The organism is Streptomyces sp. CNQ329 (assembly GCF_000482585.1).
The window spans coordinates 159234-181499 of the sequence record NZ_KI519460.1 but is presented as its reverse complement, the minus strand read 5'-3'; the positions used below and the strand labels follow the sequence as shown (position 1 = coordinate 181499).

Here is a 22266-nt window from a genome sequence, read left to right as displayed (position 1 = left end):
CCTCCGCCGGGGAGGAGCGGCCGGTGGAGGGGCCACTCGTCCCGGCCGCGGCCCGAGGGTCCCCGGCCGGGGACCTCCCCGCCCCGTCCCGGGCGCACGACGCCCGCGACCGGATGACCGCGTCAGGCTCCTCCGAACGGGCCAGACCCGTTCGCCGTCCGGGTGGCACTCCGGCGCGCGCGACGTGGTGTGCCCGGCGGAGTGGTAATCCGACTGTGCTGCCCGGCGCGTGGGCCGTGCCGTGCTCCGGCCCGGAAGGATCGTCATGAACCATTCGCCGTATCTGGTCGGTGACGTGATGACACAGACGGTCGTCGCGGTCGGGCCGGAGGCTTCTTTCAAGGAGATCGCCGCGACGATGCGGAAGTGGCGGGTCAGCGCGCTGCCCGTCCTGGAGGGCGACGGACGTGTCATCGGGGTGGTGTCGGAAGCCGACCTGCTGCCGAAGGAGGAGTACCGCGACAGCCCGTTGTCCGTGGCCGACCGGGCCCGGCGGCCCGAGAACATCGTGAAGGCCGGTGCGGTGATCGCACGTGACCTCATGACCACGCCCGCCGTCTCCGTACGGGCCGACGCCACCCTCGCCGAGGCCGCCAGGGCCATGGCGCAGCGGCGCCTGAAGCGGCTTCCGGTCGTGGACGGCGAGGGGCACCTCACCGGCATCGTCAGCCGCGGCGATCTGCTGAAGGTCTTCCTCCGGCCGGATCAGGACATCGCCGAGGACGTACGGCGGCATGTCCTCGATCCGCTGTTCCCCCACGGAGGGGCCACCGTGCACGCGAGCGTCGACAAGGGTGTCGTGACCCTCGCGGGGTGGTTCCGCGACACCTCTCTGGTGCCGCTGGCGGCCCGGATGACACGGGCGGTCGAAGGCGTCGTGGACGTCGGGTTCCGTCTGGAGCCGCCGGACGGCCCGCCCGGGGAGGGCACCCGCCGGGGCGTACCGGACGCGGCGTCCCCCGGCCGGGAACGGGACGAGAGTGAGCGCCGGGGCGTGTCCATGCCGCCGTCCGAGGGGCCGGCGTGACCGGGCCGGACGGGTTCGGCACCTCCGCCGCGGCGCCGGTCCGGGTCTTTCTGCTGGACGACCACGAGGTGGTGCGGCGCGGGCTGCGGGACCTGCTGGAGGACGAACCGGACATCCGGGTGGTGGGCGAGGCGTCGACGGCCGCCCAGGCCCTGGCCCGCGGCCCCGCGCTCCGGCCGGACGTGGCGGTACTCGACGTCAGGCTCCCGGACGGCAACGGCGTCGCGGTATGCCGCGAGCTGCGTTCCCGGATGCCGGAGCTCCCCTGCCTGATGCTCACCTCCTTCGATGACGACGAGGCGCTGCTGGACGCGATTCTCGGCGGGGCCGCGGGCTACGTGCTCAAGCAGATCAAGAACTCCGACCTGGTCGCGGCCGTGCGTACGGTCGCGTCCGGCCAGTCGATGCTGGATCCGGCCACGACCGGCCGGCTGATGGACAGCCTGCGGGGCGAGCCCGAGGACTCCGGCGAAGAAGGCCCGCTTTCGGACCTCGCTCCCCGGGAGCGGGAGATCCTCGCCCTCATCGGTGACGGCCTCACCAACCGGGAGATCGGCAAGCGCCTGTACCTCTCGGAGAAGACGGTCAAGAACAACATCTCCCGGCTGCTGGGCAAGCTCGGGGTGGAGCGCCGCATCCAGGCCGCCGTGATCGCCACGCAGGAGGGCGTACGGCCGGAGGGCGACGGTGTCCGGGACCGGTGACACGGTCCACGGGAGTGCCGCACGGACCGGTCACCGGCGGGTGAGGGGCACCGACCACGTCACGCGCGTGCCGCCCGCCCGCGGAGCCATGACCGACATCTGTCCGCCGAGCCTCTCCGCGCGATCGGCGAGATTCGCCAGGCCGCTGCGACGGCCGTCCGGCGGCATGCCCACCCCGTCGTCCTGCACCGACAACGTGGCCCTGCCGTCGGTCACGGTGAGGACCACCTCGGCGGCGGTCGCCCGAGCGTGCCGGGCGACGTTGGCGAGGGCCTCCCCCAGTACCGCCCTGACCGCGTCCGCGACGTCCCGGGGCACGTCCGTGTCGATGAGGCCCTCCAGACGGAGGGAGGGGGTGAACCCGAGGGCCGCTACGGCGTCCTCCACCGCCCGGACCACGTGGGCCCGCAGACCGCTGCCCTCTCTGCGCTGAGCGGTGCGCAGGCCGAAGATCGTCGAGCGGATGATCCGGGTGGTCTCGTCCAGGTCGTCCACCGCACGCAGCAGGCGTGCGCGGGCTTCCTCGTGCTCGACGAAGCGCAGCACGCTCTGCACCGAGATCCCGGTGGCGAACAACCGCTGGATGGCGAGGTCGTGCAGGTCCCGCGCGATGCGGTCGCGGTCCTTCAGCAGCGCGATCCGCTCGGCGTCTCGCCGGCGGTCGGCGAGTTCCATGGCGATCGCGGCCTGCCCCGCGAAGGCGAGCAGCGGGCCGGTCTCCACCTCGGTGAACACCTCGAGCGTGCCGGCGCGGGCGAGCAGCAGGACGCCCCGGACCCCCTCCCCGGCGACCATCGGAACGGCGACCGCCGGTCTCAGTCTCCGCACACCGGGCGATCCAGCAGTGTTCCGCGGGTCACGGGAGAGGTCGGCGGTCGTGATCGGTTCGCCCGCCTCGGCGGCGGCGCCCGCGAACGATCCGGGGCGGGGCAGGAGCCTGCCCTGATACGTCTCCGCCTCCTCCCCGGAGGCCAGCGCCACCCGCAGCCGCCCGGAGTCGCCCTCGGCCAGGGCGAGGACTCCGAGGTCCGTACGGAGGATGCGGCGTGCGCGGTCGACGATCATCTCCAGAACGGCCGGTTCCTCCAGCCCGGAGAGCAGAGCGGCGGTGATGTCCGCGTTGGCCCCGAGCCACTGTTCGGTGAACCGCGGCGGGTCCGCCGGACCGGCCTGCCGGTGTCTGTACGGGCTCACACTCTGATCGCTCACCGGCCCTCCGCGACGCCGTACTCCACGCCCCTTTTCTCACATTAACTCCAGGTTTACCGGCGTGCTCCCGGAGCACGGTCACACCACGTGACGTCGGCAGAAGGGTCGCGACGCGTCACCGGCGGTCGGGGTGCCCGAAGGTCCCTGCGATGAACCCCTACGGCCCTCGCGGGCCGCACCGGCGCGGCGGCAGCCTGAAGGGGCGGCATGGCGTATGCCGCGACGCTCTTCCCCGACCGGGCCGTATGGCGTTCACCGCGCCGCCCGGTCGGTCACTCCGGGGAGGCAGCAATGGCAACGCGGCACGTAGTGGTCGGTGTGGACGGGACGGACCCGAGCATGGCGGCCGTCCGCTGGGCGGCGGCCGAAGCCGCCTCGCGCCGGATCTCTCTGCGCATCGTCCACGCCGAGGCGACGCTGACGAGTAACCAGGTCAGCCCCGGCGGCTCACTGCACGAGGACTGGGTCCGGGACCGGATCGCCACCGCCTGCCGCGAGACCGCGGAACGGTACCCGCAGGTGGAGATCAGCGGCGGCGCGACGACGGAACCGGCGGTGAAGGCGCTTCTCGACGCGGCGCAGGAGGGGGAACTCCTCGTCCTGGGCTCGCGCGGTATCGGTGCGGCGTCGGGCTTCTTCACCGGCAGCGTGGCGTTGCCGGTGGTCGCGCACGCCACCGGGCCCACCGTCCTGGTGCGGCAGGACTGGGACCCCGACGCCGTGGACCGCGATCTGCCCGTGGTGGTCGGGGTGGATCTCGACCACCGGTTCGAACCGGTGCTGGAGTTCGCTTTCGACATCGCCCACCGGACGCGCAGCCTCCTGCGCGTCGTCCACATGTGGCGGCACTCGTCCGTCTACGCCTACCCGTCGGCGCTGCCCGACCCGAAGGCCGACGCCGATCTGCGGACCGTCGCGCGGATGAATCTCGACTCCGCCCTCGGAGCCTGGCAGGCGCGCTATCCGGACGTGGAGACGGAGCCGGTCCTGCTGGACGGTGAGGTGGCGCCACACCTGCTGGAACAGGGCGCCGGCGCCCGGCTGCTGATCGGCGGACGCCGTACGCACAAGCACCTGAAGTTCCCGACGCTGATCGGCCCGGTGACGCACGCCCTGATGCACCACGCCACCGCGCCCGTCGCCGTCGTCCCGCACGAATGATCACGAGCGTGGGAGGGAAGATGCAGCACCGTAAAGTCAGCGACCTGATGACCCGGCACGTCATCAGCGCCCGGCACGACACCCCGTTCAAGGAGATCGCCCGCCTCCTGACCGAGAACGACATCGCCGCGCTCCCCGTCGTCGACGACCGCGGCCGGCCGATGGGCCTGGTGTCGGAGTCCGATCTGCTGCGGAAGGCCAGTGACCAGCCCGGTATCAACGGGAAGGTGCCGCTGCCGCCCCTCGAAGCATGGGAGCGGGCCAAAGCCCAGGGTGCCCGGGCCGAGGAGCTGATGTCCGCACCCGCCGTCTGCGCGCGCCCCGACTGGAACGTCGTCGAAGCCGCGCAGCTGATGGAGGTGCAGCGGATCAAGCGTCTGCCGGTGGTCGACGACACGGACCGGCTGCTCGGCATCGTCAGCCGCCGCGATCTGCTGCGGATCTTCCTGCGCAAGGACGACGCCATCCAAGACGAGATCGAGCAGGACGTCCTGCAGCACACCGTGGGCCTGGCGCCCGCCCAGGTGTCCGTCACCGTACGGGACGGCCGGGTGGAGCTGCGGGGCGTGCTCGAGGTCAGGAGCCTGATCCCGGTCGTCGTACGGCTCTGCAACGCGGTGGACGGCGTGGTCGAGGTCCTGGACCACCTGTCCTACCAGGTGGATGACGTCGGCAGCACTCCGCTCGGGGCGTAAAGCCCCGGAGCGCAGGCGCCGGCGGGGCTTCACGCCCCGTCCTGCGTGATGCGCCGTCCCGTGATCCGCGTGGGCCGGATCGACACCCACATCTCCCGTTCGCCCCCGGCCCACGGCGAAACGCGGGCGCCCTCGGCCAGTCTCCGCACGGCGTCGGGTTCGGTCACCACCCGGGCGGATCCGACGACCAGCACGCTCCAGCCCCGGCCCATGGCCTCGTCCACCTGGTCGACCTCGAAGGCGACCTCCGACCCCACCGCCGCCGCCGGGATCGAGTCCGGCGCGGTCCGGTAGGCGATCGCCCCGCCGACGACCTCGTAGGTGACCGGAACGACCGCGGGACCCTGCGGTGTCGAGACCGCCACCCGTCCCACGCCGCCCGCGGACAGCAGACGGCGGCACTCGTCGGGGTCGAGTTCCTGCATCCGCGGATGCCGGAGCGGCTGTGCCCGGCCGGGCGGAAGATCGACGTCGCCGCCGCGCAGAGCGACGGGGGTGGTGCCCAGCACACCCGCCAGGCGGGCCAGGCAGGCCGCCGTCGGATCGGCCGCCTGTTCTTCGAGGTACGCCAGGTACTCCGGCGCCATTCCGGCGCGGCGGGCCGTCTCCTCACGGGTCAGCCCCGCACGTCTGCGTTCGCCGGCCACGCGGCGGCCGATGTCACCGGGGTGCGGCGTCCTGCCGGGCGGCGCCGTGCGCGGCCCGCCGGCCGGCCCCGTACCCGTCCGGTCCGTACGCGGCCGGACCGGTACGGGTACGTCCTCCCGCCGGTGCCGGGGGCCGCGGACATGTGCGTCGGGTCCGGGAAAGACGGTGCTCACCGCGCCCGTGTCCGACCAGCGCACCTCGTAGGGAGGTGTGCCGTCATCATGGCGGATGCCGACGATCTCGCCCTTGCGTCCGGCCGCTCCGGTGGCGGGGCTTGCGACAACGAGTTGATCACCGAGTTCGGCTCGCATGATCCGCGTCTCCCCGGAGTGCTGTCGCGGCCGGCGGTCAGTCCTCGATCTCGATGCGCCGCGCCGTGGCCTTCTCGGCCTTCGGAACGCGCACGGTGAGGACCCCGTTGTTCAGCTCGGCGCTGACGTTGGCGGTGTCCGAGTTCGGCGGCAGACTCGCCCGGTAGTCGAACTCCCCGACATGGCGGGCGCGCCGCCGGACCACGCCGGTGCGCTCCTTCTCCTGGATCTCGCCGTGCACGCTGATCTCGGAGTCGGTGATCTCCACCTCGACGTCGTCCTTTTTCACGCCGGGAAGCTCCAGCTCCACCAGGTAGGCGTCCTCGGTGTCCTCGATGTCGGCAAGGGGCATCCATGCCCCGGTGGCGCCGGGGCCGGGTACGACCGGAACGGCGGTCTCCATGAGCCGGTCCAGACGGGTGTGCAGGTCCTGCATCTCCCGGAAGGGGTCCCAGGTCTCCAGCACGCCGTTGCCGTGACGGGTGGGCTTGGTCATCGGTCTTCCTCCTCACATCCGGTCCGGGGACGGCCAGCCGGCTCCCGGGCGTGCACTCCGCCCGGAGGCCATGACGGCATCGACGTCTTCGATGTCACGCCGGGCCGTGTCCCTCAGTTGCCGGCCGAGATCGTCCAGCGCGCGGCCGGCCGCCAGCTCGTCACCGATCTCCGGCACGTCCGGGTCCGCGGGGTTGCGGTGCGCGTCTCCGTGCCCGGTGATCTGCTTCGTCGCGGTGTCCAGCACCACGCGCGCCTTCGTCGCCCCCTCCTCTTCTGAGAGGTAGAGGTCGGCCTTCCATTTCGTGGTGTGCCCCATCGTTTCCTCCGCATCTGCGTACGGAGCGCCGGGGTCTCGGTGGCGCTCCGATGGCGCTCACCCGGGTCGGGGTCGAGGCGTCAGCCGACCTCGGGCGACGTGCCGCAGACACCGGCTCGTCGTGGCCGGCTGCGTGCTCGCGCCCGGGGTGGAAAAGCGCCTGCCCCACCACTGTGTGACGGTGGCGGCACCGGACCACAGGGCCGAAGGTCCCTGCCGTCCGTCCGCACGGCCCTCGCTGCCGCTTCCACCCCGCTGACCAGCGCCGGGACGGCGCCCGTCGGCCCTACGGCATCGGAGAGCGGTTCCGTCCGGAGCCACATCATGTGCATGGGCGGCGGGAACCCGCACGAGTGGGGTCGGCATGCCCCGCATCTCGTCTGTGCCCTGTGACAACCATCCGTGCCGCCCCGCGCCTGCGGGGAGGCTAGGGTCGCCGGAGGGTGGGTGCCCGCGGGCCCGCCGGCCGCGATCTTCCGGCGGCACCGGCGGGCCGGAGGGCCGGACGGGAGGCAGAGGTGGGCTACGTCCGCCGGAGTTTCCGTGCGGGCCGGGGGGTCCCGCCCGAGGTGCTGCACCCGTCGCTGCGTGCGTGGCTGGCGCCGGTTGCGGGCGTTGCCGCGCTGGTGGTCGTGGTGACCGGCGTTCTCGTCGCCGGCGGCAGCGGGCCCGGCGCGGTGGACCGGGGGATCCGGTCGGCGGTGGGCGAGGTGAGGTCACCGTGGCGGGACGTGGCGCTGGCGGTGGACTTCCTCGGGGAGCCCGCCGGGGCGGCGGTGTCGGTCGTGGTCGCGGTGGCGGGGTGCCTGGCGGCCGGGCGCTTTCGCACCGCGGTGGTCACCGTCGCCGGCAGCGGCACGGCGGTGGCGGCGACGACGCTGCTCAAACCCTTGGTCGGGCGCACCATTCACGACGGGAACCTGTCCTACCCGAGCGGGCACACCGCCTTCCTCACCGCACTGGCCCTCGCGCTGGCGTTCCTGGCCGCCGGCCGCCGCGGCGGCGGCAGAGGGGCCGGTGCGCCGCTCGTGCTCGGCGCGGCGCTGGCCGCCGGCGCCGCCATGGGCTGGGCGCAGGTCGCGCTGGGCGCGCACTACCCGACCGACGTCGTCGGCGGCTGGTGCACCGCCCTGGCGGTGGTGCCGGCGACGGCGTGGCTGGTCGACCGGGCGTGCGGCCGGGTGGGCGGCCGGGGCGGGCGCCGCTGACGGCCCGTCACGCCCGGCGGCGGAAGACCGGCCGCACCGGCCGGCCGCCCAGCCAGGGTGTGGGGTCGGCGGCGTCCAGCGCCCTGCGGTACACCGCGCACGCCCGGCCCACCACGTCGACCGTCCGGTCGATGTCGGCGTCGTCGAGTGCGCTGCTCACCACGAACGACGGGGCCAGCACGCCGCCTTCGAGGAGCCGGCGCAGGAACAGCGTGCGGTAGCGCTGCGACGGCCGCCCGTTCTCGTCGAGGGTGGCGAAGACCAGGTTGCTGGCCCGCCCCCGTACCACGACGTGGTCGCCGACGCCCGTCCCGGCCGCCGCGTCGCGCACCCCGGCGGCCAGCCGTTCGCCGAGGTCGTGCAGCCGCGCGGTGACGCCCTCCTCGGCGTAGACCGTCTGCACGGCCATCGCGGCGGCCAGCGCGTGGGTTTCCGCCCCGTGTGTGGTGGACAGCAGGAACACCCGGTCGTGGGAGTGCCGCAGTCCGCCCCGTTCCATCAGCTCGCGGCGTCCCGCCAGCGCGGAGACGGCGAACCCGTTGCCCAGTGCCTTGCCGAACGTGGAGAGGTCGGGGACGACGCCGTAGAGGCCCTGGGCGCCCGCCTCGGACCAGCGGAAGCCGGTGATCATCTCGTCGAAGACGAGGACGCATCCGTGCCGGTCGGCCAGTGCGCGCAGGCCGGCGAGGTACCCGGGCGGCGGGTCGGCCCGGGTGGCCGGTTCGAGGATCAGGCAGGCGATCTCGTCCCGGTACCGGGTGAGCAGTTCCTCGGTGGCGGCCAGATCGCCGTACGGGAATGTCACGGTCAGCTCACCGGCGGGCGCCGGCACACCGGCCGCCAGGGGCGTGGTGGCGATGAACCAGTCGTCGACGGAGAAGAACGGATGGTCGGCGCAGACGGCCACCCGCGGGCGCCCGGTGACGGCGCGGGCCAGGCGCACCGCGGCGGTGGTGGCGTCGGAGCCGTTCTTCGCGAACTTCACCATCTCGGCCGTCGGCACGGTGGCCAGGAAGCGTTCCGCGGCGTCGACCTCCAGGATCGACGGCCGGACGAAGTTGCTCCCGCGGTCGAGTGCACGCCGCACCGCCTCGGTCACGCGCGGGTGGGCGTGACCGAGACTGACCGAGCGCAGCCCGGAGCCGTACTCGATGTAGCGGTTGCCGTCGACGTCCCACACGTGGGCGCCGCGGCCCCGGCTGATGACCGGAGCGAGGTCTTCCGGGTACTGGTCGTCTCCCTTGGCGTACGTGTGCGCGCCCCCCGGGATCAGGGCGTGCAGCCGCTCGTTCGCCATCCGGGACCGGGGCAGTCCTCCCCCTTCGGTGAGCACGCCGGCTTCACCCCTCCCCTCGTGCAAGGACCTCGGCGAGACACGGCGCGTCGCGGTCCCGCCGGGACATCGACGTGACCGGCAGGGGCCACGGAATGGCGAGGTGCGGGTCGTCGAAGACGATCGTGACGTCCTCCGCGGGATCGTGCGGCCGGTCGATCCGGTACGAGGTGTCGGCGGTCGCGGTCAGCGCCTGGAAGCCGTGCGCGCATCCCGCCGGGACATAGAGGGTCCGCTGCGTCTCGCCGGACAGCTCGGTCAGGGCCCGGCCCAGGTACGTCCGCGAGCCCGTCCGCAGGTCCACGACGACGTCGAAGATCCTCCCGTACGAGCACCGCACCAGCTTGGCCTCGCCGGCGCCGGAACGCAGGTGCAGGCCGCGCACGACGCCGCGGGCGGAGCGGGAGACGCTGTCCTGGACGAAGGCACCGGGGTCCAGGCCCGCCGAGCGGACCACGCCGGCGTCGAAGGTGCGGCAGAAGAAACCGCGCTCGTCGGCGTACGGCGTCGGCTCGAAGAGGTACGCGCCGGCGATCTCCGGCACCTCGGTCACTTTCATGAAGCCTCCCGCGGGGCGTCGTCGGTCGTCGGGAACAAGGTCCGTGTCAGGGCGGTGAACTGGTCCTCAAGGTGCCGGGCCACGGCCGCGTTCCGCTCCGCGAGGGTCTGCCGCAGCTTCGCCGACTGCCGCTCCAGCGCCCGGAACTGGCCGAGCAGCCGGTCGGCGTCGATCTCCCGCGCCGGGTGGCAGAACGTGCCCAGGCCCATCCGGGCCATGAGCGCGTCGCTCTTCGCGGCGTAGCCGAGCGCGAGGGTGGGCGTGCCGGTCCGCAGCGCGCAGACCAGGTTGTGGTAGCGGGTGGCCACGACGGCGTCGGCGGCGGCCGTCTCCTTCATCAGGTCGGCGAGCGAGGCCGCTTGCGCGGCGGTGACCAGTGGCGAGTCGACGGCCTCGAGGAGCGCGGCGACGACCGGGGCGTCGACGGCGTCGCCGATGAGGAGCCGGACCTGCCTGCCGTCCTCGACGAGCGCGCGGACGAAGCGGGTCGTGCCGTCGAGGTAGCGCCGGTGGATCTCCCCGGCCCGGGCACGGTCGTCGTTGCCGCCGCGGAAGGCCATGACGCCGACGCAGACCGGGCCCGGCGGGCCGCCGGGCGCCTGCCCGGGATCCCGGGCGGGCCCGGCGCCGGGGTCACCGCCTTCCCCCGGCGCGGGCAGGGCGAAAGCGAGGTCCGGGTAGACCTCGTCGTACGCGGTGTCCACGCCCATCGACCGCATCGCGTCGCGGGACAGCTCGTCGCGGTACGAGCGGTACGCGGCCAGCCGCGCCGACCAGCGGACCAGGGCCCGGGTCGGCCGGTCGCGGATCGGGGCGGCGCCGGCGCCGACGAGGGCGACCGGGGTGCCGGACAGCCGGCCGGCCGCGCAGAGCAGGAAGAGCGAGTAGGGGAAACCCCACGGCCGCAGCGGCAGCGTGGCCTCCAGCACGCCCATGCCGGGCACGATGACCAGATCGTGCCGGCGTACCCAGGCGGCGGTGCGGACGGCGTCCACGACCTTGCCCAGAGCCTTCGCCGCGATCGCGCCGGCGCGCGCTGCGGTCCGGTACTCGCCGCGGTACCAGTGCAGCCGCGAGGCGGGGATCCCGTACCGGGCCGCGACGGTCCCGGGGCCGCCGCACAGCGCGTCCACGACCGCCTCCGGATGCTCGGCGCGGAGATACCCGAGGACGGCCTCCAGCGACCCGTCGTTGCCGAGGTTGCCGGAGCCGAGCAGGCCGAACACCCCGACGCGTACGGGGGTTCTGCGTGCGTGGGTCATGCCCGCCGCCCCGCACGGCCGCCACGTCCTTCGCGGCCGGCGACGAGGGCGTCGACACAGACCGCGGGCCCGCCCGGGCCGGCCGGGGCCCGGTCCTCGACCCGCTCCCCGGCGCCCGGTCGGGCCCGGCTGGCCAGCCACGCCGCCAGGTGGCGGTAGCACGCGCGCCGGTCGGCCGCCGGCAACGGGGCCCGCCGGATCGCCGAGACGAAGCCCCAGACGTACTCGGCGAGCAGCCGGGGCGTCGGGTGCAGCGGGCCGGCCCGGCGGGGGTCGAGGTTGACGCACCGGGAGCGCTTGGACGGGTTCGCCCGCTCCGCCCGGGCGGGGTGGTCGCGGCGGAAGTACAGCAGCTCCGGCACCTGGTGGAAGGGCCCGTGCAGGCCGATCTCGGCGACGAACGTGCGGTCCGCGTGGTGATAGCTGTCGTGCGGCTTCACCCTGCGCAGCACGTCGGCCCGGATCACCCCGTAGAAGTCGTCGCCGCCGGGCTCGAAGAGCATGCTGCGGAAGCGCTCCGGCGGGTGCGGCGAGTCGGTGGCGAGCCCGTACTCGTACGGGACCTTCACCCGGCCGTCGCCGTCGACGACCGCCTGGCCGGCGTGCGCGAGGACCACCTCCGGCCGCGCGTCCAGCGCCTCCACGCAGCGCCGCAGCAGGTCCCGGGCGTACAGATCGTCGTGCGAGGCCCATTTGAACAGCTCGCCCCGGCACTCGGTGAACACGTAGTGGTGATTCGGTGCGGCGCCGATGTTCCGGGGCAGCCGGATGTACCGGATGCGCGAGTCCTTCGCGGCGTACCGGCGGCAGATGTCCGGTGTCGCGTCCGTCGAGGCGTTGTCGGAGATGACCAGTTCGAAGTCCTCGTAGGTCTGGCCGAGCAGGGCGTCGAGCGATTCGGCGAGGTACTCCTCGCCGTTGTGGACGGGCAGGCCGATGCTGAGCCGGGGTCGGGCGGTCATGGCGTCCTCACTTCGGGGATCGGGTGGGCATGGTGGGCGCGCAGCGCGGACCGCAGGTGCAGCCACCACACCGCGGACCCGCTGACGGTTGCGGCGGCGACGCCCCAGGCCGAGCCGGCCACGCCGGCCGCCGCCGCCCCGCCGAGCCCGCCGCCCGCGTAGCAGGCGGAGGCGAACAACTGGGCACGCAGGCTGCGCCGGGCCGCGGCGAGCGCGCGCAGTCCGGCCGCCGCGCCGGCGCCGAGACCCGCGCCCGCGACGCCCAGCGTGGCCGGAACGATCAGCTCCGAGGCCGGGTACCAGACGGTGCCGAGGACGTGTTCGCCGAGAGGGTCGGGGACCAGCAGCAGCGCGGCCCCCCAGAGCACCGCGGCTGCGGCCTGCCCCGCCCCGAGCAGCAGACAGAACCGGGCCAGCCGATGCGGGACCCGCCGCAGCACCCGTGCCGCCTCCGCGACGGTGACCAGCGACAGGCCCATGAGCACCGCGAGGAACGGGCCGAGCAGGAGTTCGGCGCCCCGGACCACGCCCACCGCGCCGACCCCGGCGATCGCGCCGAGCCCGTACATCCGCAGTTGGGCCGCGCCGCTGACGCCGACGTTCTCGACCAGGTAGCGGTAGCCCAGGTCGCGGTGGTCGCGCAGCCATGCGCGGGCACCGGCCGGACGGGGGCGGACGCCGGACTGGAGGCAGCCGTACGCCGCGGCGACGGCGGCCGATCCGCCCCAGGCGAGCACGAAGCCGGCCACGCTGCCTGCGCGCGCGGCCATCACCAGGCCCGGGACGCACACGACGCCCCAGACGACGTCATTGACGAACGCCTTGCGTCCGGTGCCGGCGGCGAAGAACGCGAACCGCCAGGCGTCCTGGAGCACCAGCCCCGGCAGCACGACGCCGAGGCAGATGAAGGCGGCTCCCATGTCACCGCCCGCACACACCCCCCCGGCCAGACACGCGGCGCCGAAGGCGGCCCCGGCACCGAGCGCGGTGCCCGACGACCGGGCCGTCGCCTCCCGCCAGGACTCCTCGGGCGCGCCGCTGAAGCGCACCACGAGCGGGTCGGTGGCCAGCCCGCGGGAGACGCCGAGCACCACGCCGTACGTCACCCAGGCCAGGCTGAACACGCCGAACGCGGCGGGGCCGAGCGAGCGTGCGACGTACATCCCCACCAGGAAGTTGGACGCGCTGGAGGCCGCCTGGTCGGCCAGGCCCCACGACAGCCGGGCGGCGATGCCGCGGGCCGGCGACGCCGTCGTCTTCTCCCCCTCGGCGGCCATCGGCGTCACGCCCTGATCAGCCCGGCGCCCTCCAGGGCGTCGGCCGCGGCGGCAACGGCGTCGAACGGCAGCCCGGCGTGCTCGGCGACGTCCAGCAGGCTGTGCTCCCCGCCGGAGAGGCTGAGCACCCAGAGCATGGCCATCTGGGCCTGCCGGGCGTCGCTGCGCCCGCCGAGCGAGTCGTACAGCCCCCGCCGGCCGAGCTGGGGCTCGCCGTAGGGGCTGAGGTTGAGGTACCGCCGGTTGCGGTCCAGCACGGCGAACGCCTCGCGGCAGACGGCGAGCGTGTCCGCCATCGCCTCGGAGGAGACGAAGTCCAGGTCGTCCGCCGAGGTGTGGTACTCGGGATAGCCGGCGTACGGAGTCCGGGTGAGCGAGCCCACGCCGAGATCGAACCCGGGCGAGCAGAACTGCCGCTCGTCGTAGCCGTAGGGGGTGAACTCCTTGATGCGGTACGGGCGTTCGGAGGAGGCGAGCACGTGTCGCAGCACCCGGTCGATCTCCGCGTCGCCGCGTCTGCTCCGCTTGTACGTCAGCGGGCCCGGGTCTCCCGCACAGGCCAGCACCAGCCCGTGCCTGACCCGCCGCACGCGGTCCGCGTTGCGGGCCAGCCAGGTGATCGCCCCGATGGTGCCGGGCGCGAAGAGGAATCGGTAGGTGTAGTACGGCGTCCGCTCCCCCAGCGCGCGCGCCAGGAATGCCGCCACCGCGATGCCGGCCAGGTTGTCGTTGGCCAGCGACGGGTGGCAGACGTGGCTGGAGACGAGCACCTCGTCGGCGACCCGCCCGGGGATCACGTGCTCGGCGTAGGTGAGGTGGCCGTCGGCGAGCGTGGAGTCGATGCGCACCTCGTACTCACCGTCCGGCAGCGCGTCCAGGGTCTCCTGGGCGAGGCAGAATCCCCACGCCCGCTCGTAGTAGCTGGTGCGGTACGGCACCCAGGCCGGGCGGTCCGGCAAGGTGTGCAGATGTCCGCGCAGCTCGGCCAGCGGCAAGGTCGCCGACACCGGCACGCTGTAGCCGAGCACGTGCAGGCTGGAGGCGGCGAAGTCGACGACCCGGCGGCCGGCGGCGTCCGCGATGTACGCGTCCCGGATGTTCCACTCCTGCGGCACCGTCCAGTCGAGCACCCGCGTCCCGGTCGGCACCTCGTGCACGTGCAGCGGGATGTACTCGCCGACGATCTCCAGCGTCGCGCGCACCCCGTCGCCCGTGATGCTCCGGCACAGCGGGTACAGCCGCTTCACCAGGGCGTACATCTCCTCGCCCGGCGCGGTCACCGGCGCCGCCGCAGGGTGTCGTCGACGGCACCGGCCCCGGACGCCGCGCGCAGCACGGCGAGGCGGGTGAAGCGCCGGTCGAAGTCCGCCCGGGTCAGCCCGTACTTCCGGTAGGCGTCGGCGAGTTCGAGCGCACCCTGCCCCACCGTCCACGCGCACGCGAAGCCGGGTATCGCGGCGCGGAAGGCGGAGAAGTCCACCCGGTACGACCGCGGATCGGCCCCGGTCTCCCCGGTGATCACCACCCGGGAGCCGTGCACCGCCGCGGCCACCTCGTCGGCGATCTCGGCGACCGTGACGTTGTTGGTCTCGCTGCCGATGTTGAACGCCCGGTCGTGCACCGCTTCCCGCGGCGCCGTCAGCGCGGCGGCGAAGGCGCGGGCGATGTCGGCGGCGTGGACCAGCGGGCGCCAGGGGGTGCCGTCGGAGAGGACCAGCACCTCGCCGGAGAGGAGCGCGTGGCCCACCAGGTTGTTCAGCACGATGTCGGCGCGCAGCCGCGGCGAGTAGCCGAAGGCGGTGGCGTTGCGCATGAACACCGGGCTGAAGTCGCCGTCGGCCAGCGCGTGCAGGTCGTCCTCGACCCGCACCTTGGACTCCGCGTACGGCGTCACGGGGCGCAGCGGGGCGTCCTCGCCCACCAGCTCGCCGCCGCCCGCGGCTCCGTAGACCGAGCACGTCGAGGCGTACAGGAAGCGCTTGACTCCGGCGTCACGGGCGAGCCGGGCCAGCCGGACGGAGGCGCGGTGGTTGATGTCGTAGGTGAGCTGCGGCGCCAGCGATCCCAGCGGGTCGTTGGAGAGCGCGGCCAGGTGGATCACGGCGTCCACCCCGGCCAGGTGCCCGGCCGTCACGTCGCGCAGATCCACCCGCAGCCCCGGCGGGTCGGCGGGCGGCGGGCCCAGCACGCAGTCGGCGAACAGGCCGGAGTCGAGGCCGACGGCCCGGTGTCCGGCGTCGGCGAGTACCGGCGCCATCACGGTGCCGAGATAGCCCTGGTGCCCGGTCAGCAGTACGCGCAAGGGTCAGCCCCCCAGGTCGAGAGTGAGTTTGGTGACGGCGAACGCCTCGGCGTAGCGCGCATGGCATTCGATGCCGCGGATCCGTGCCAGGGCGAGGAAGACCTCGCGGTCGTACCAGGGGCGGTGCCGCTGCGAGGGGTAGTGCTCCTGGAGCAGCCGCACCTTGTGTTCCGCGGTATCCGGCGACAGCGGCAGGTACGCGGCCGGGCGGCCGAGGTCGCCGTCCCACTTGACGATCTCGTAGCAGAGCACGAGGTGGTCGCGGAAGGCGGTGGTGACCAACCGGGCCAGCCCGCGGTGGTCCTGATGCGCGTCCTCGGTACGGGGGGCGAGCACCAGCTCCGGATCGGTCCGCCCGCGCAGTCCCTCGACCGCGGCCTTGGCCTCGTCCCAGTGCGCGGGCAGCCGGCCGTCCGGCAGCCCGAGGACGGTCAGCCGCAGGTCGGCGCCCGGGCAGAAGGCGGCGAGCGCGGCCCGCTCCTCCGGCTCCCGTTCGCTGCCGCCGCCGGAGAGCACCAGGGCGTCGACGCGGATACCCGGCCGCGCCTGACACAGTGTCAGCAACGTGCCGCCGGCGCCGATGGCGATGTCGTCGCAGTGCGCCCCGACGGCGGCGATCCGGTCCGGGCACCGGGCCCCGAGCCGGATCACGCGGTCTCCGCTCCGGCGCCGATCCCGCCGCCGTGCACGCCGGCGCCCGCGCCCTCCCGTTCCCACACGGCCCACGGCCGGTCGCCACGGGCGTAGGCGGCGTCGAGCGCGGCCCGTTCCTTCACGGTGTCGGTCGGCTTCCAGAAGCCGCGGTGCCGGTGAGCCACGAGCCGGCCGCGCTTGGCCAGCCGGGCGCAGCCGTCCGCGACCAGATCGCCGTTCTCCGGAATGTGGTCGAAGACCTCCTGCCGCAGCACGAAGTAGCCGCCGTTCTCCCACAGCGGCAGTTCGCTCACCGCGGTGATGCCCCCCACCAGACCGTCCTCCCCCAGGTCCACGCAGTGGAACGAGGACTGCGGCGGCACCACCATCATCGACGCGCCGGCGTCGCGCCGGGCGAACCGCTCGGTCATCTCCGGCAGCGGGGCGTCGGTGAGCACGTCGGCGTAGTTGGCGAGGAACATCTCGTCGCCCTCCAGGAGATGCCGCACCCGGCGCAGCCGCTCCCCGATGGGCGAGGCGATACCGGTCTGCGCGAACGTGATCGTCCAGGAGGCGATGTCGGTGGAGAGCAGCTCCGTCCGGCCGTTGCGCAGCACGAAGTCGTTGGACGCGGTCTCCTCGTAGTTGAGGAAGAAGTCCTTGATGTGGTGCGCCCCGTATCCGAGGCACAGGATGAACTCCGTGTGCCCGTAGTGCGCGTAGTAGCGCATGACATGCCAGATCAGCGGGCGCGGGCCCACCATCGCCATCGGCTTGGGCACGTCGTCGGAGGCGCCGCTGCGCATACGCAGCCCGTAGCCGCCGCAGAACAGTACGACCTTCATGGCTTGACCTCGACAATGCTCAGTTCCGGGATGGGAAAGACCAGCCGGCCGCCCCAGGCGTGCACGTAGGAGAGCTGCCGGGACAGCTCCGCCCGCAGGTTCCACGGGAGGACGAGCACGTAGTCCGGCCTGTCGGCGGCTATCTGCTCGGGCGGCAGGATCGGAATGCGGGTGCCGGGGGTGAAGCGGCCGTGTTTGTAGGGGTTGCGGTCGACCGTGTACGCGAGCAGGTCGGGCCGGATACCGCAGTGGTTGAGCAGGGTGTTGCCCTTGCCCGGGGCGCCGTAGCCGACGACCGTCTCGCCGCGCTCGGCGGCGCCGATGAGGAAGGCGAGGAGGTCCCGGCGCACCCCGGCCACCCGCGCGGAGAAGTCGGTGTACCCGGAGAGCTCCTGCAGCCCGGCGGCCTTCTCCCGGGCCAGCACGTCGGCCACCTGCCGGGACGGATCGCCGGCCGCGTCGGCCGGGCGGGCCCACAGCCGGAGGGAGCCGCCGTGCGTGGGCAGCAACTCGACGTCCACGAGCGCGAGTCCGCCGCTCGCCAGCGCGCGGACGGCGGAGGCGACCGTGTAGTACTGGAAGTGTTCGTGGTAGATCGTGTCGTACTGGTTCCCGGCGATCAGGGTCAGCAGGTGCTGCACCTCGATGGACACCCAGCCGTCGTCGGCGACCAGGGCGCGCAGACCCCGGGTGAACCCGGTTACGTCGGGGATGTGCGCGTACACGTTGTTGGCCACGACCAGGTCGGCCGGTCCGTGTTCGGCGCGGACGGCCGCGCCGGTGGCCTCGTCGAGGAACGCGGTGAGCGTGGGCACCCCGGCGTCCCGTGCCGCGGCGCCGACGTTCACCGACGGCTCGATGCCCAGGCAGCGGATCCCGCGGTCCCGCACGTGCCTCAGCAGGTACCCGTCGTTGCTGGCGACCTCGACCACGAAGGCGTCCTCCCCGCCGGCGTCGAGGCCGAGCCGCCGGACGGCTCCGGCGACGAAGGTGCGCGCGTGCTCCACCCAGGAGGCCGAGTACGAGGAGAAGTAGGCGTACTCCCGGAACGTCTCCTCCGGGGTGATCAGCGGCGGGATCTGCGCCAGCCAGCAGTCGGTGCAGACCCGCAGGTGCAGCGGGTACGCCGGCTCCGGCAGGTCCAGTCGGTCCGCGGCGAGGAAACTCTCACACGGTGGTGTCGCCCCCAGATCGACGACGCTCTCCATCGCTTCCGAGCCGCACAGTCGGCATCGTGTCATCTGCTGTCCCCATCCCCCCTGCTCGGGCGGGTGCCCCCACCGCGAGTCGGCGCCGGCCGGCCCGCGATCGCGGTGCGGTACCCCGCCACCAGTCGCTCCAGCCCGACCTCCGGGCTGAAGCCCTGCTCGTAGCGGCGCCGGGCCGCCCGGCCCATCTCCCGGTTGCGGCCGGGGTCGGCCGCGATCCGGCGCAGGCACGACGCGAGGGACGCGGCATCACCCGGCCGGTGCAGCAGCCCGGTCACCCCGTCCTCGACGAGTTCGACGAAGGAGGCGTGACCGGCGGCCACGGCCGGCACTCCCGCGGCCATCGCCTCCACGACCACCAGCCCGAACGTCTCCAGGGCCAGCGAGGGCGCCACCACGGCCACGGACCGCGCGAGGGCACGGGTGCACTCCTGCGGGTCGTACAGACCGACGTACCGCACGTCCTGCCGGCCCGCCGCCCAGGCGGTCACCTCCCGCTGCAGCGGCCCCGCGCCGGCGACGACGAGCGGCACGCCCACCCCGCCGTCCGCGGCGATCTCGTCCCAGACCGCCATGAGCAGCCGCACGCCCTTGGCCTCGGCGAGCCTGCCGAGAAAGAGCAGATGCTCACCGTCCGCGGCACGGCGGGCGCCGGGGCCGGGGTCGGGCACGAAGTTGTGCTTCACCGCCAGTTGCCCGGCGGGCATGCCGGAGCGCACCAGGACGTCGCGCTGGGCCGCGGAGATGCAGAAGAACCGCTGAACGCCGGAGAGCCACCGGCGGCGGTTGACCGACAGCCCGACCGCCAGGGGCACCGTCGCCAGCCGGGAGTCGCGGTAGCAGCCGTGCCGGACGGCGGGCAGCGGCGTCGACCCGACGCACTCGGTACACGGCCGGCCGTCCCGCCGCAGCGTGCCGGGCGGGCAGACCTGGGTGTAGTTGTGCAGTGTGGCGACGGTGGGCACGCCCGCGGCGGTGCAGGCGGCCAGCACCGCGGGCGACAGGAGCGGGAAGACGTTGTGGACGTGCACCACGTCCGGCCGTTCCGCGCGCAGCCGGCGGGTCAGCTCCGCGCGGACCGCCGGGTTCCACGGCACCAGCAGCGGCACGGCGGCCTTGCCGAGCAGGGACCGGGCGCCGATGTCGTCGCTGCGCCGTTCGAACACCTCGACCCGGTGGCCGGCCGCGCGCAGCAGCCCCACCTCCTGGTCGACGACCCTGTTCTCCCCGCTCGGCTGCGCCGAGACATAGCGGTTGTGCACCACGAGTACATGCATGTCAGCTCATCTCCGATCCCCGGGCCCGGCGCGGCACCCGGTGCCGCGGAACCGGGAGCGCCGCAGGGGAGCCGGCCGCAGGGGGCGTCGCCAGCAGCGAGGCGGCCACGGCCAGGTGCAGCAGGTACGGCGAGGCGTCGCCGAGACCGGCCTCGGTGTACGACGAGATCGCGCAGTAGCTGATCAGGAAGATCGCGCAGGCCCTCGGCAGCGACGGAGGCCGCAGCAGGGCGACTCCGCCCAGCACCACGACGACCGCCGCCACGACGGCGGCGCCCGTCAGGCCCTGCTCGTGGTAGGCGGCGAGCCAGCTGTTGTCGATGGGCAGCCCGTCGTACGACTTGTCGCCCAGTCCCACGCCGAACAGCCGCTCCGAGGTCGTCCGGGGCGCTGCCAGCAGGGCGTCCCAGACCTTGGCGCGGCCGGTGAGGCTGGAGAAGTTCTCCTCGCTCTGACCGCGCAGGAACCACGTCTGCACCGCGGAGGCGAACCACACCGCGGCCACCGCGGCGCACAGCACCGTCCAGGCGAAGAACCGGCGGGCGGCGGCGCTGGTCAGCAGGAGCGAACCGATCGCCAGCGTCAGCCCGGCGAGCAGGCCGACCGTCGCCGTGCGGGTGTGGCTCAGGACGAGCAGGACGCCGGCGGGCAGGACGACGACCGCCGCGGCGGTCCCGGTGGTCCGGCGGCCCAGCACGAGCAGCACGGTCAGCCCGATGACCACCGCGGCGTACTGGCCGATCTGCGGCGGCGTGAGCGGCCAGAGCGCGCCCACCAGCCGGCCGCCGTAGAGGTCGGGCATGGCCGTCCCCGGCGAGACGGCCAGACCGGCGGCCACCGACACGAGCACCGCGACGTACATCCGGATATGGCTCCGGACGAACGTGAGGCCGCCGTCCCACCAGCGGCTGAGCAGCCACAGGGTGGCGACGAAGAGCGCCAGCCGGGCGCAGCGGAAGAGCGCACCGAACCCGGACTCCAGGTCCACGCTGGAGATCACACTCGGCACCAGCAGCAGGGTGAGCAGGAACACGAAGGCACTGGGCCGGATGCGCAGCCGGAGGTTGATCACGAGCGCCAGCGCGAACGCGGCGGCCAGTGCGCCCATGGTGACCATCTGGATGAGGGAGCGGGGCAGGGAGACGATGGTCTGCGCCCCGGCCGAGCCGAGGGTGTTGAGGCCCAGCAGCCCCCAGACGATCCCCACGGTCTTCGGTGGGCGGGCGGGACGCGGGTCCGCGCCGGGCGGCGTGCCCGTCGCCTCCGGTCCGCCCGGCGGCCCACCGCGCGCCGGCTCCCCGCCCATCTCAGCCACCGGCCCGCGGATCGAGGGTGCTGCCCGTGTCCTGCCGGTGCGGCACGCCCTGCCACTGCTCGAAGTCGAGTTCCCGGCCCTGGTCCCCGGCGACGAAGCTCCACGGTCCGCGGTAGGTGTTGTCGTGCCAGCGGTTGTGCTGCTTGCCGGTGACCGCCTCGGCCACCCGCTCGCCCTTGTACGGCGACCAGTCGGGGTACGTGCCGTAGTTGGCCAGCACCGCCATGCGCCCGCACCCCGTCGCGCACCCGACGACTGACGTGTCCAGCACGAAGCGGTTGTCGTGGATGTCCACCCGCTGGGTCTTCCACCGGCAGTCGGAGTAGAGCGGTGCGGTGGCGATCGCCGGCCGTACGCAGCGGTCGGTGTCCGGCACCAGTAACGTGCATTCGCCGGTCGAGGTGTTGGCCGGGCTGTTGCAGAACCGGTCGGCGTTCTCCCAGAGGGTGATCCCCGACCAGTTGTCCTCCAGCACGTTCCGGTAGATCTCGATCTTGTCGGTACGGGCGCGGACGCGGGGTTCGCCCCCGGACTCGGACACGTAGACGGTGGCGTACGGGAAGTCGTCGCCGCGGTCGGCGTTCCTGCGGCCCTCGACCCAGTTGTTCCGACGGATCAGGTTGTGGCGGATGACCGCGTTGTAGCTGGTCTCGTACATCAGCGCGGCGCCGTCGTTGGCCTCCAGGACGTTGTCCTCGATCCGGAAGTCGTTGTTGTTGTTGTCCGCCCACAACCCGGTTCCGCGGTTGTCGTGCACCCAGTTGCCGCGTACGTCGGCGCCGTCGACGGCCCAGAACTTGACCCCGCCCGTGCAGCCGCAGCCCGGCCTGCGCCGCTCCCAGTCGCCGGTGTTGTTGCCCGTGATCTCGTTGCCCTCGACCACCAGGTCGCGGATGCCGTCACCGGCCTTGTACGCGTTCATGCCGTACTGGCCGTTGCCGCGCAGGCAACTGGCGCGGACCTGCTGGCGGGCACCGGCCATCAGCCCGGCGCCGGAGTTGTCGCGGATCGTCGCGTGCTCGATCACCCACCCGTCGGCCGAGTCGTGGTTGACCACGCCCTCGTTGTGCGGCGCGACGAACCCCTGCACGGTCAGGTGGCGGAGGGTGACGTCGGGGGCCGTGCCTCCGAACGCGTACTGGTTGGTTTTCCGGCCCTCCAGCACCGCCCCCGGCGCGCCGAGGTAGGTGTTTCCCTCCTTGGGGACGACCTGGGCGTAGCGGTCCGGCTCCAGCCGGTGCGTGCCCGGCCGCAGCCAGAACGTGGTGTGCGCGGGGCTGCTCGCCGTCTTCGCCGCCAGATCGCCGACCACCGCGGGATCGACCGTCACCGCGCCCGCCGGCGCCCGCGCCGGCCCGGCCGCGGGCTCGGCGCACACCCGGGCCACGGGCGCGGGGGACGGCGCGGGGCCCGGGTCCTCCCGGTCGTCCGCCGTGTCCCAGCAGCCGGTCGCCAGCAGGACCGCGGCCAGTGCCGCCGCCCAGGCCCGGGGCCGCCATGTGATCACCACGTGCCC

The 22266-nt window shown here is 73.6% G+C and carries 22 protein-coding genes; 5 read left to right on the top strand and 17 right to left on the bottom strand.

All coding sequences use genetic code 11. The features are described 5' to 3' along the window. Positions 1-265: 265 nt before the first annotated feature. Both I003_RS34030 and I003_RS0130335 read left to right on the top strand, forming a co-directional pair. Complete coding sequence (locus I003_RS34030; protein WP_078564595.1) at positions 266-1027, top strand: CBS domain-containing protein; 762 nt, start codon at positions 266-268, stop codon at positions 1025-1027. Next, positions 1024-1731, top strand: coding sequence for a response regulator transcription factor (locus tag I003_RS0130335; protein WP_027774857.1), 708 nt, complete (start codon positions 1024-1026; stop codon positions 1729-1731). The genes I003_RS34030 and I003_RS0130335 overlap by 4 nt, the downstream gene beginning before the upstream one ends. A 30-nt stretch (positions 1732-1761) precedes the next feature. Here the strand turns inward: I003_RS0130335 and I003_RS0130330 are convergent, their stop codons facing one another. Beyond that, positions 1762-2940 carry a sensor histidine kinase gene (locus I003_RS0130330; RefSeq protein ID WP_486584474.1) on the bottom strand — a complete coding sequence of 393 codons (1179 nt, stop codon included), beginning with the start codon at positions 2938-2940 and terminating at the stop codon, positions 1762-1764. Positions 2941-3231: 291 nt separating this feature from the next. Between I003_RS0130330 and I003_RS0130325 the strand changes: the two genes are divergently transcribed. Both I003_RS0130325 and I003_RS0130320 read left to right on the top strand, forming a co-directional pair. Then, the gene (locus tag I003_RS0130325; protein ID WP_027774855.1) at positions 3232-4101 is read left to right on the top strand and encodes a universal stress protein; all 870 of its coding nucleotides are present in this window, start codon (positions 3232-3234) and stop codon (positions 4099-4101) included. Between the two features lie 20 nt (positions 4102-4121). Continuing rightward, positions 4122-4796 carry a CBS domain-containing protein gene (locus I003_RS0130320; RefSeq protein WP_027774854.1) on the top strand — a complete coding sequence of 225 codons (675 nt, stop codon included), beginning with the start codon at positions 4122-4124 and terminating at the stop codon, positions 4794-4796. Between the two features lie 29 nt (positions 4797-4825). On the opposite strand, the gene I003_RS0130315 is transcribed toward I003_RS0130320, so the two are convergent. The 3 genes from I003_RS0130315 to I003_RS0130305 are packed head-to-tail and all read right to left on the bottom strand — an operon-like array spanning position 4826 to position 6569. Next, positions 4826-5755, bottom strand: a complete 930-nt coding sequence (locus I003_RS0130315) for a pyridoxamine 5'-phosphate oxidase family protein (protein WP_027774853.1) — start codon at positions 5753-5755, stop codon at positions 4826-4828. Between the two features lie 37 nt (positions 5756-5792). Beyond that, positions 5793-6251 carry an Hsp20/alpha crystallin family protein gene (locus I003_RS0130310; protein WP_027774852.1) on the bottom strand — a complete coding sequence of 153 codons (459 nt, stop codon included), beginning with the start codon at positions 6249-6251 and terminating at the stop codon, positions 5793-5795. A 12-nt stretch (positions 6252-6263) separates the two neighbouring features. Further along, positions 6264-6569, bottom strand: a complete 306-nt coding sequence (locus I003_RS0130305) for a DUF1876 domain-containing protein (RefSeq protein ID WP_027774851.1) — start codon at positions 6567-6569, stop codon at positions 6264-6266. A gap of 518 nt (positions 6570-7087) precedes the next feature. On the opposite strand from I003_RS0130305, the gene I003_RS0130300 reads away from it, so the two are divergent. Beyond that, complete coding sequence (locus tag I003_RS0130300; protein WP_027774850.1) at positions 7088-7777, top strand: phosphatase PAP2 family protein; 690 nt, start codon at positions 7088-7090, stop codon at positions 7775-7777. Positions 7778-7784: 7 nt separating this feature from the next. Here the strand turns inward: I003_RS0130300 and I003_RS0130295 are convergent, their stop codons facing one another. From I003_RS0130295 to I003_RS0130235, 13 genes are read right to left on the bottom strand one after another with little or no spacing between them, the layout of a single operon-like run. Beyond that, positions 7785-9110 carry a glutamate-1-semialdehyde 2,1-aminomutase gene (locus tag I003_RS0130295; RefSeq protein WP_027774849.1) on the bottom strand — a complete coding sequence of 442 codons (1326 nt, stop codon included), beginning with the start codon at positions 9108-9110 and terminating at the stop codon, positions 7785-7787. A gap of 7 nt (positions 9111-9117) precedes the next feature. Beyond that, positions 9118-9669, bottom strand: a complete 552-nt coding sequence (locus I003_RS0130290; protein WP_027774848.1) for a dTDP-4-dehydrorhamnose 3,5-epimerase family protein — start codon at positions 9667-9669, stop codon at positions 9118-9120. Then, the gene (locus I003_RS0130285) at positions 9666-10931 is read right to left on the bottom strand and encodes a polysaccharide pyruvyl transferase family protein (RefSeq protein WP_027774847.1); all 1266 of its coding nucleotides are present in this window, start codon (positions 10929-10931) and stop codon (positions 9666-9668) included. Before I003_RS0130285 ends, I003_RS0130290 begins: the two co-directional genes overlap by 4 nt. Further along, positions 10928-11893, bottom strand: coding sequence for a glycosyltransferase family 2 protein (locus I003_RS0130280; RefSeq protein ID WP_027774846.1), 966 nt, complete (start codon positions 11891-11893; stop codon positions 10928-10930). Before I003_RS0130280 ends, I003_RS0130285 begins: the two co-directional genes overlap by 4 nt. Then, positions 11890-13170, bottom strand: coding sequence for a membrane protein (locus I003_RS0130275; RefSeq protein WP_037722322.1), 1281 nt, complete (start codon positions 13168-13170; stop codon positions 11890-11892). The genes I003_RS0130280 and I003_RS0130275 overlap by 4 nt, the downstream gene beginning before the upstream one ends. A gap of 5 nt (positions 13171-13175) precedes the next feature. Then, positions 13176-14429 carry a DUF4910 domain-containing protein gene (locus tag I003_RS0130270; RefSeq protein WP_037722321.1) on the bottom strand — a complete coding sequence of 418 codons (1254 nt, stop codon included), beginning with the start codon at positions 14427-14429 and terminating at the stop codon, positions 13176-13178. 17 nt (positions 14430-14446) lie between these two features. Beyond that, positions 14447-15472, bottom strand: coding sequence for an SDR family oxidoreductase (locus I003_RS0130265; RefSeq protein WP_027774843.1), 1026 nt, complete (start codon positions 15470-15472; stop codon positions 14447-14449). A gap of 3 nt (positions 15473-15475) precedes the next feature. Further along, positions 15476-16123 (bottom strand): PIG-L deacetylase family protein, encoded by a 648-nt coding sequence (locus tag I003_RS0130260; protein WP_027774842.1) that lies wholly within the window; start codon positions 16121-16123, stop codon positions 15476-15478. Further along, a complete protein-coding gene (locus I003_RS0130255; RefSeq protein WP_027774841.1) occupies positions 16120-16950 on the bottom strand; it encodes a glucose-1-phosphate cytidylyltransferase in 831 nt (276 codons plus the stop codon). The genes I003_RS0130260 and I003_RS0130255 overlap by 4 nt, the downstream gene beginning before the upstream one ends. Continuing rightward, positions 16947-18191: a class I SAM-dependent methyltransferase gene (locus I003_RS0130250; RefSeq protein ID WP_027774840.1), complete on the bottom strand. Its 1245-nt coding sequence runs from the start codon at positions 18189-18191 to the stop codon at positions 16947-16949. The genes I003_RS0130255 and I003_RS0130250 overlap by 4 nt, the downstream gene beginning before the upstream one ends. Continuing rightward, the gene (locus I003_RS0130245; RefSeq protein ID WP_027774839.1) at positions 18188-19435 is read right to left on the bottom strand and encodes a glycosyltransferase; all 1248 of its coding nucleotides are present in this window, start codon (positions 19433-19435) and stop codon (positions 18188-18190) included. Before I003_RS0130245 ends, I003_RS0130250 begins: the two co-directional genes overlap by 4 nt. Position 19436: 1 nt before the next feature. Continuing rightward, positions 19437-20741 (bottom strand): membrane protein, encoded by a 1305-nt coding sequence (locus I003_RS0130240; RefSeq protein ID WP_027774838.1) that lies wholly within the window; start codon positions 20739-20741, stop codon positions 19437-19439. Between the two features lies 1 nt (position 20742). Beyond that, positions 20743-22257, bottom strand: a complete 1515-nt coding sequence (locus I003_RS0130235) for a right-handed parallel beta-helix repeat-containing protein (protein WP_027774837.1) — start codon at positions 22255-22257, stop codon at positions 20743-20745. Positions 22258-22266 lie beyond the last annotated feature (9 nt).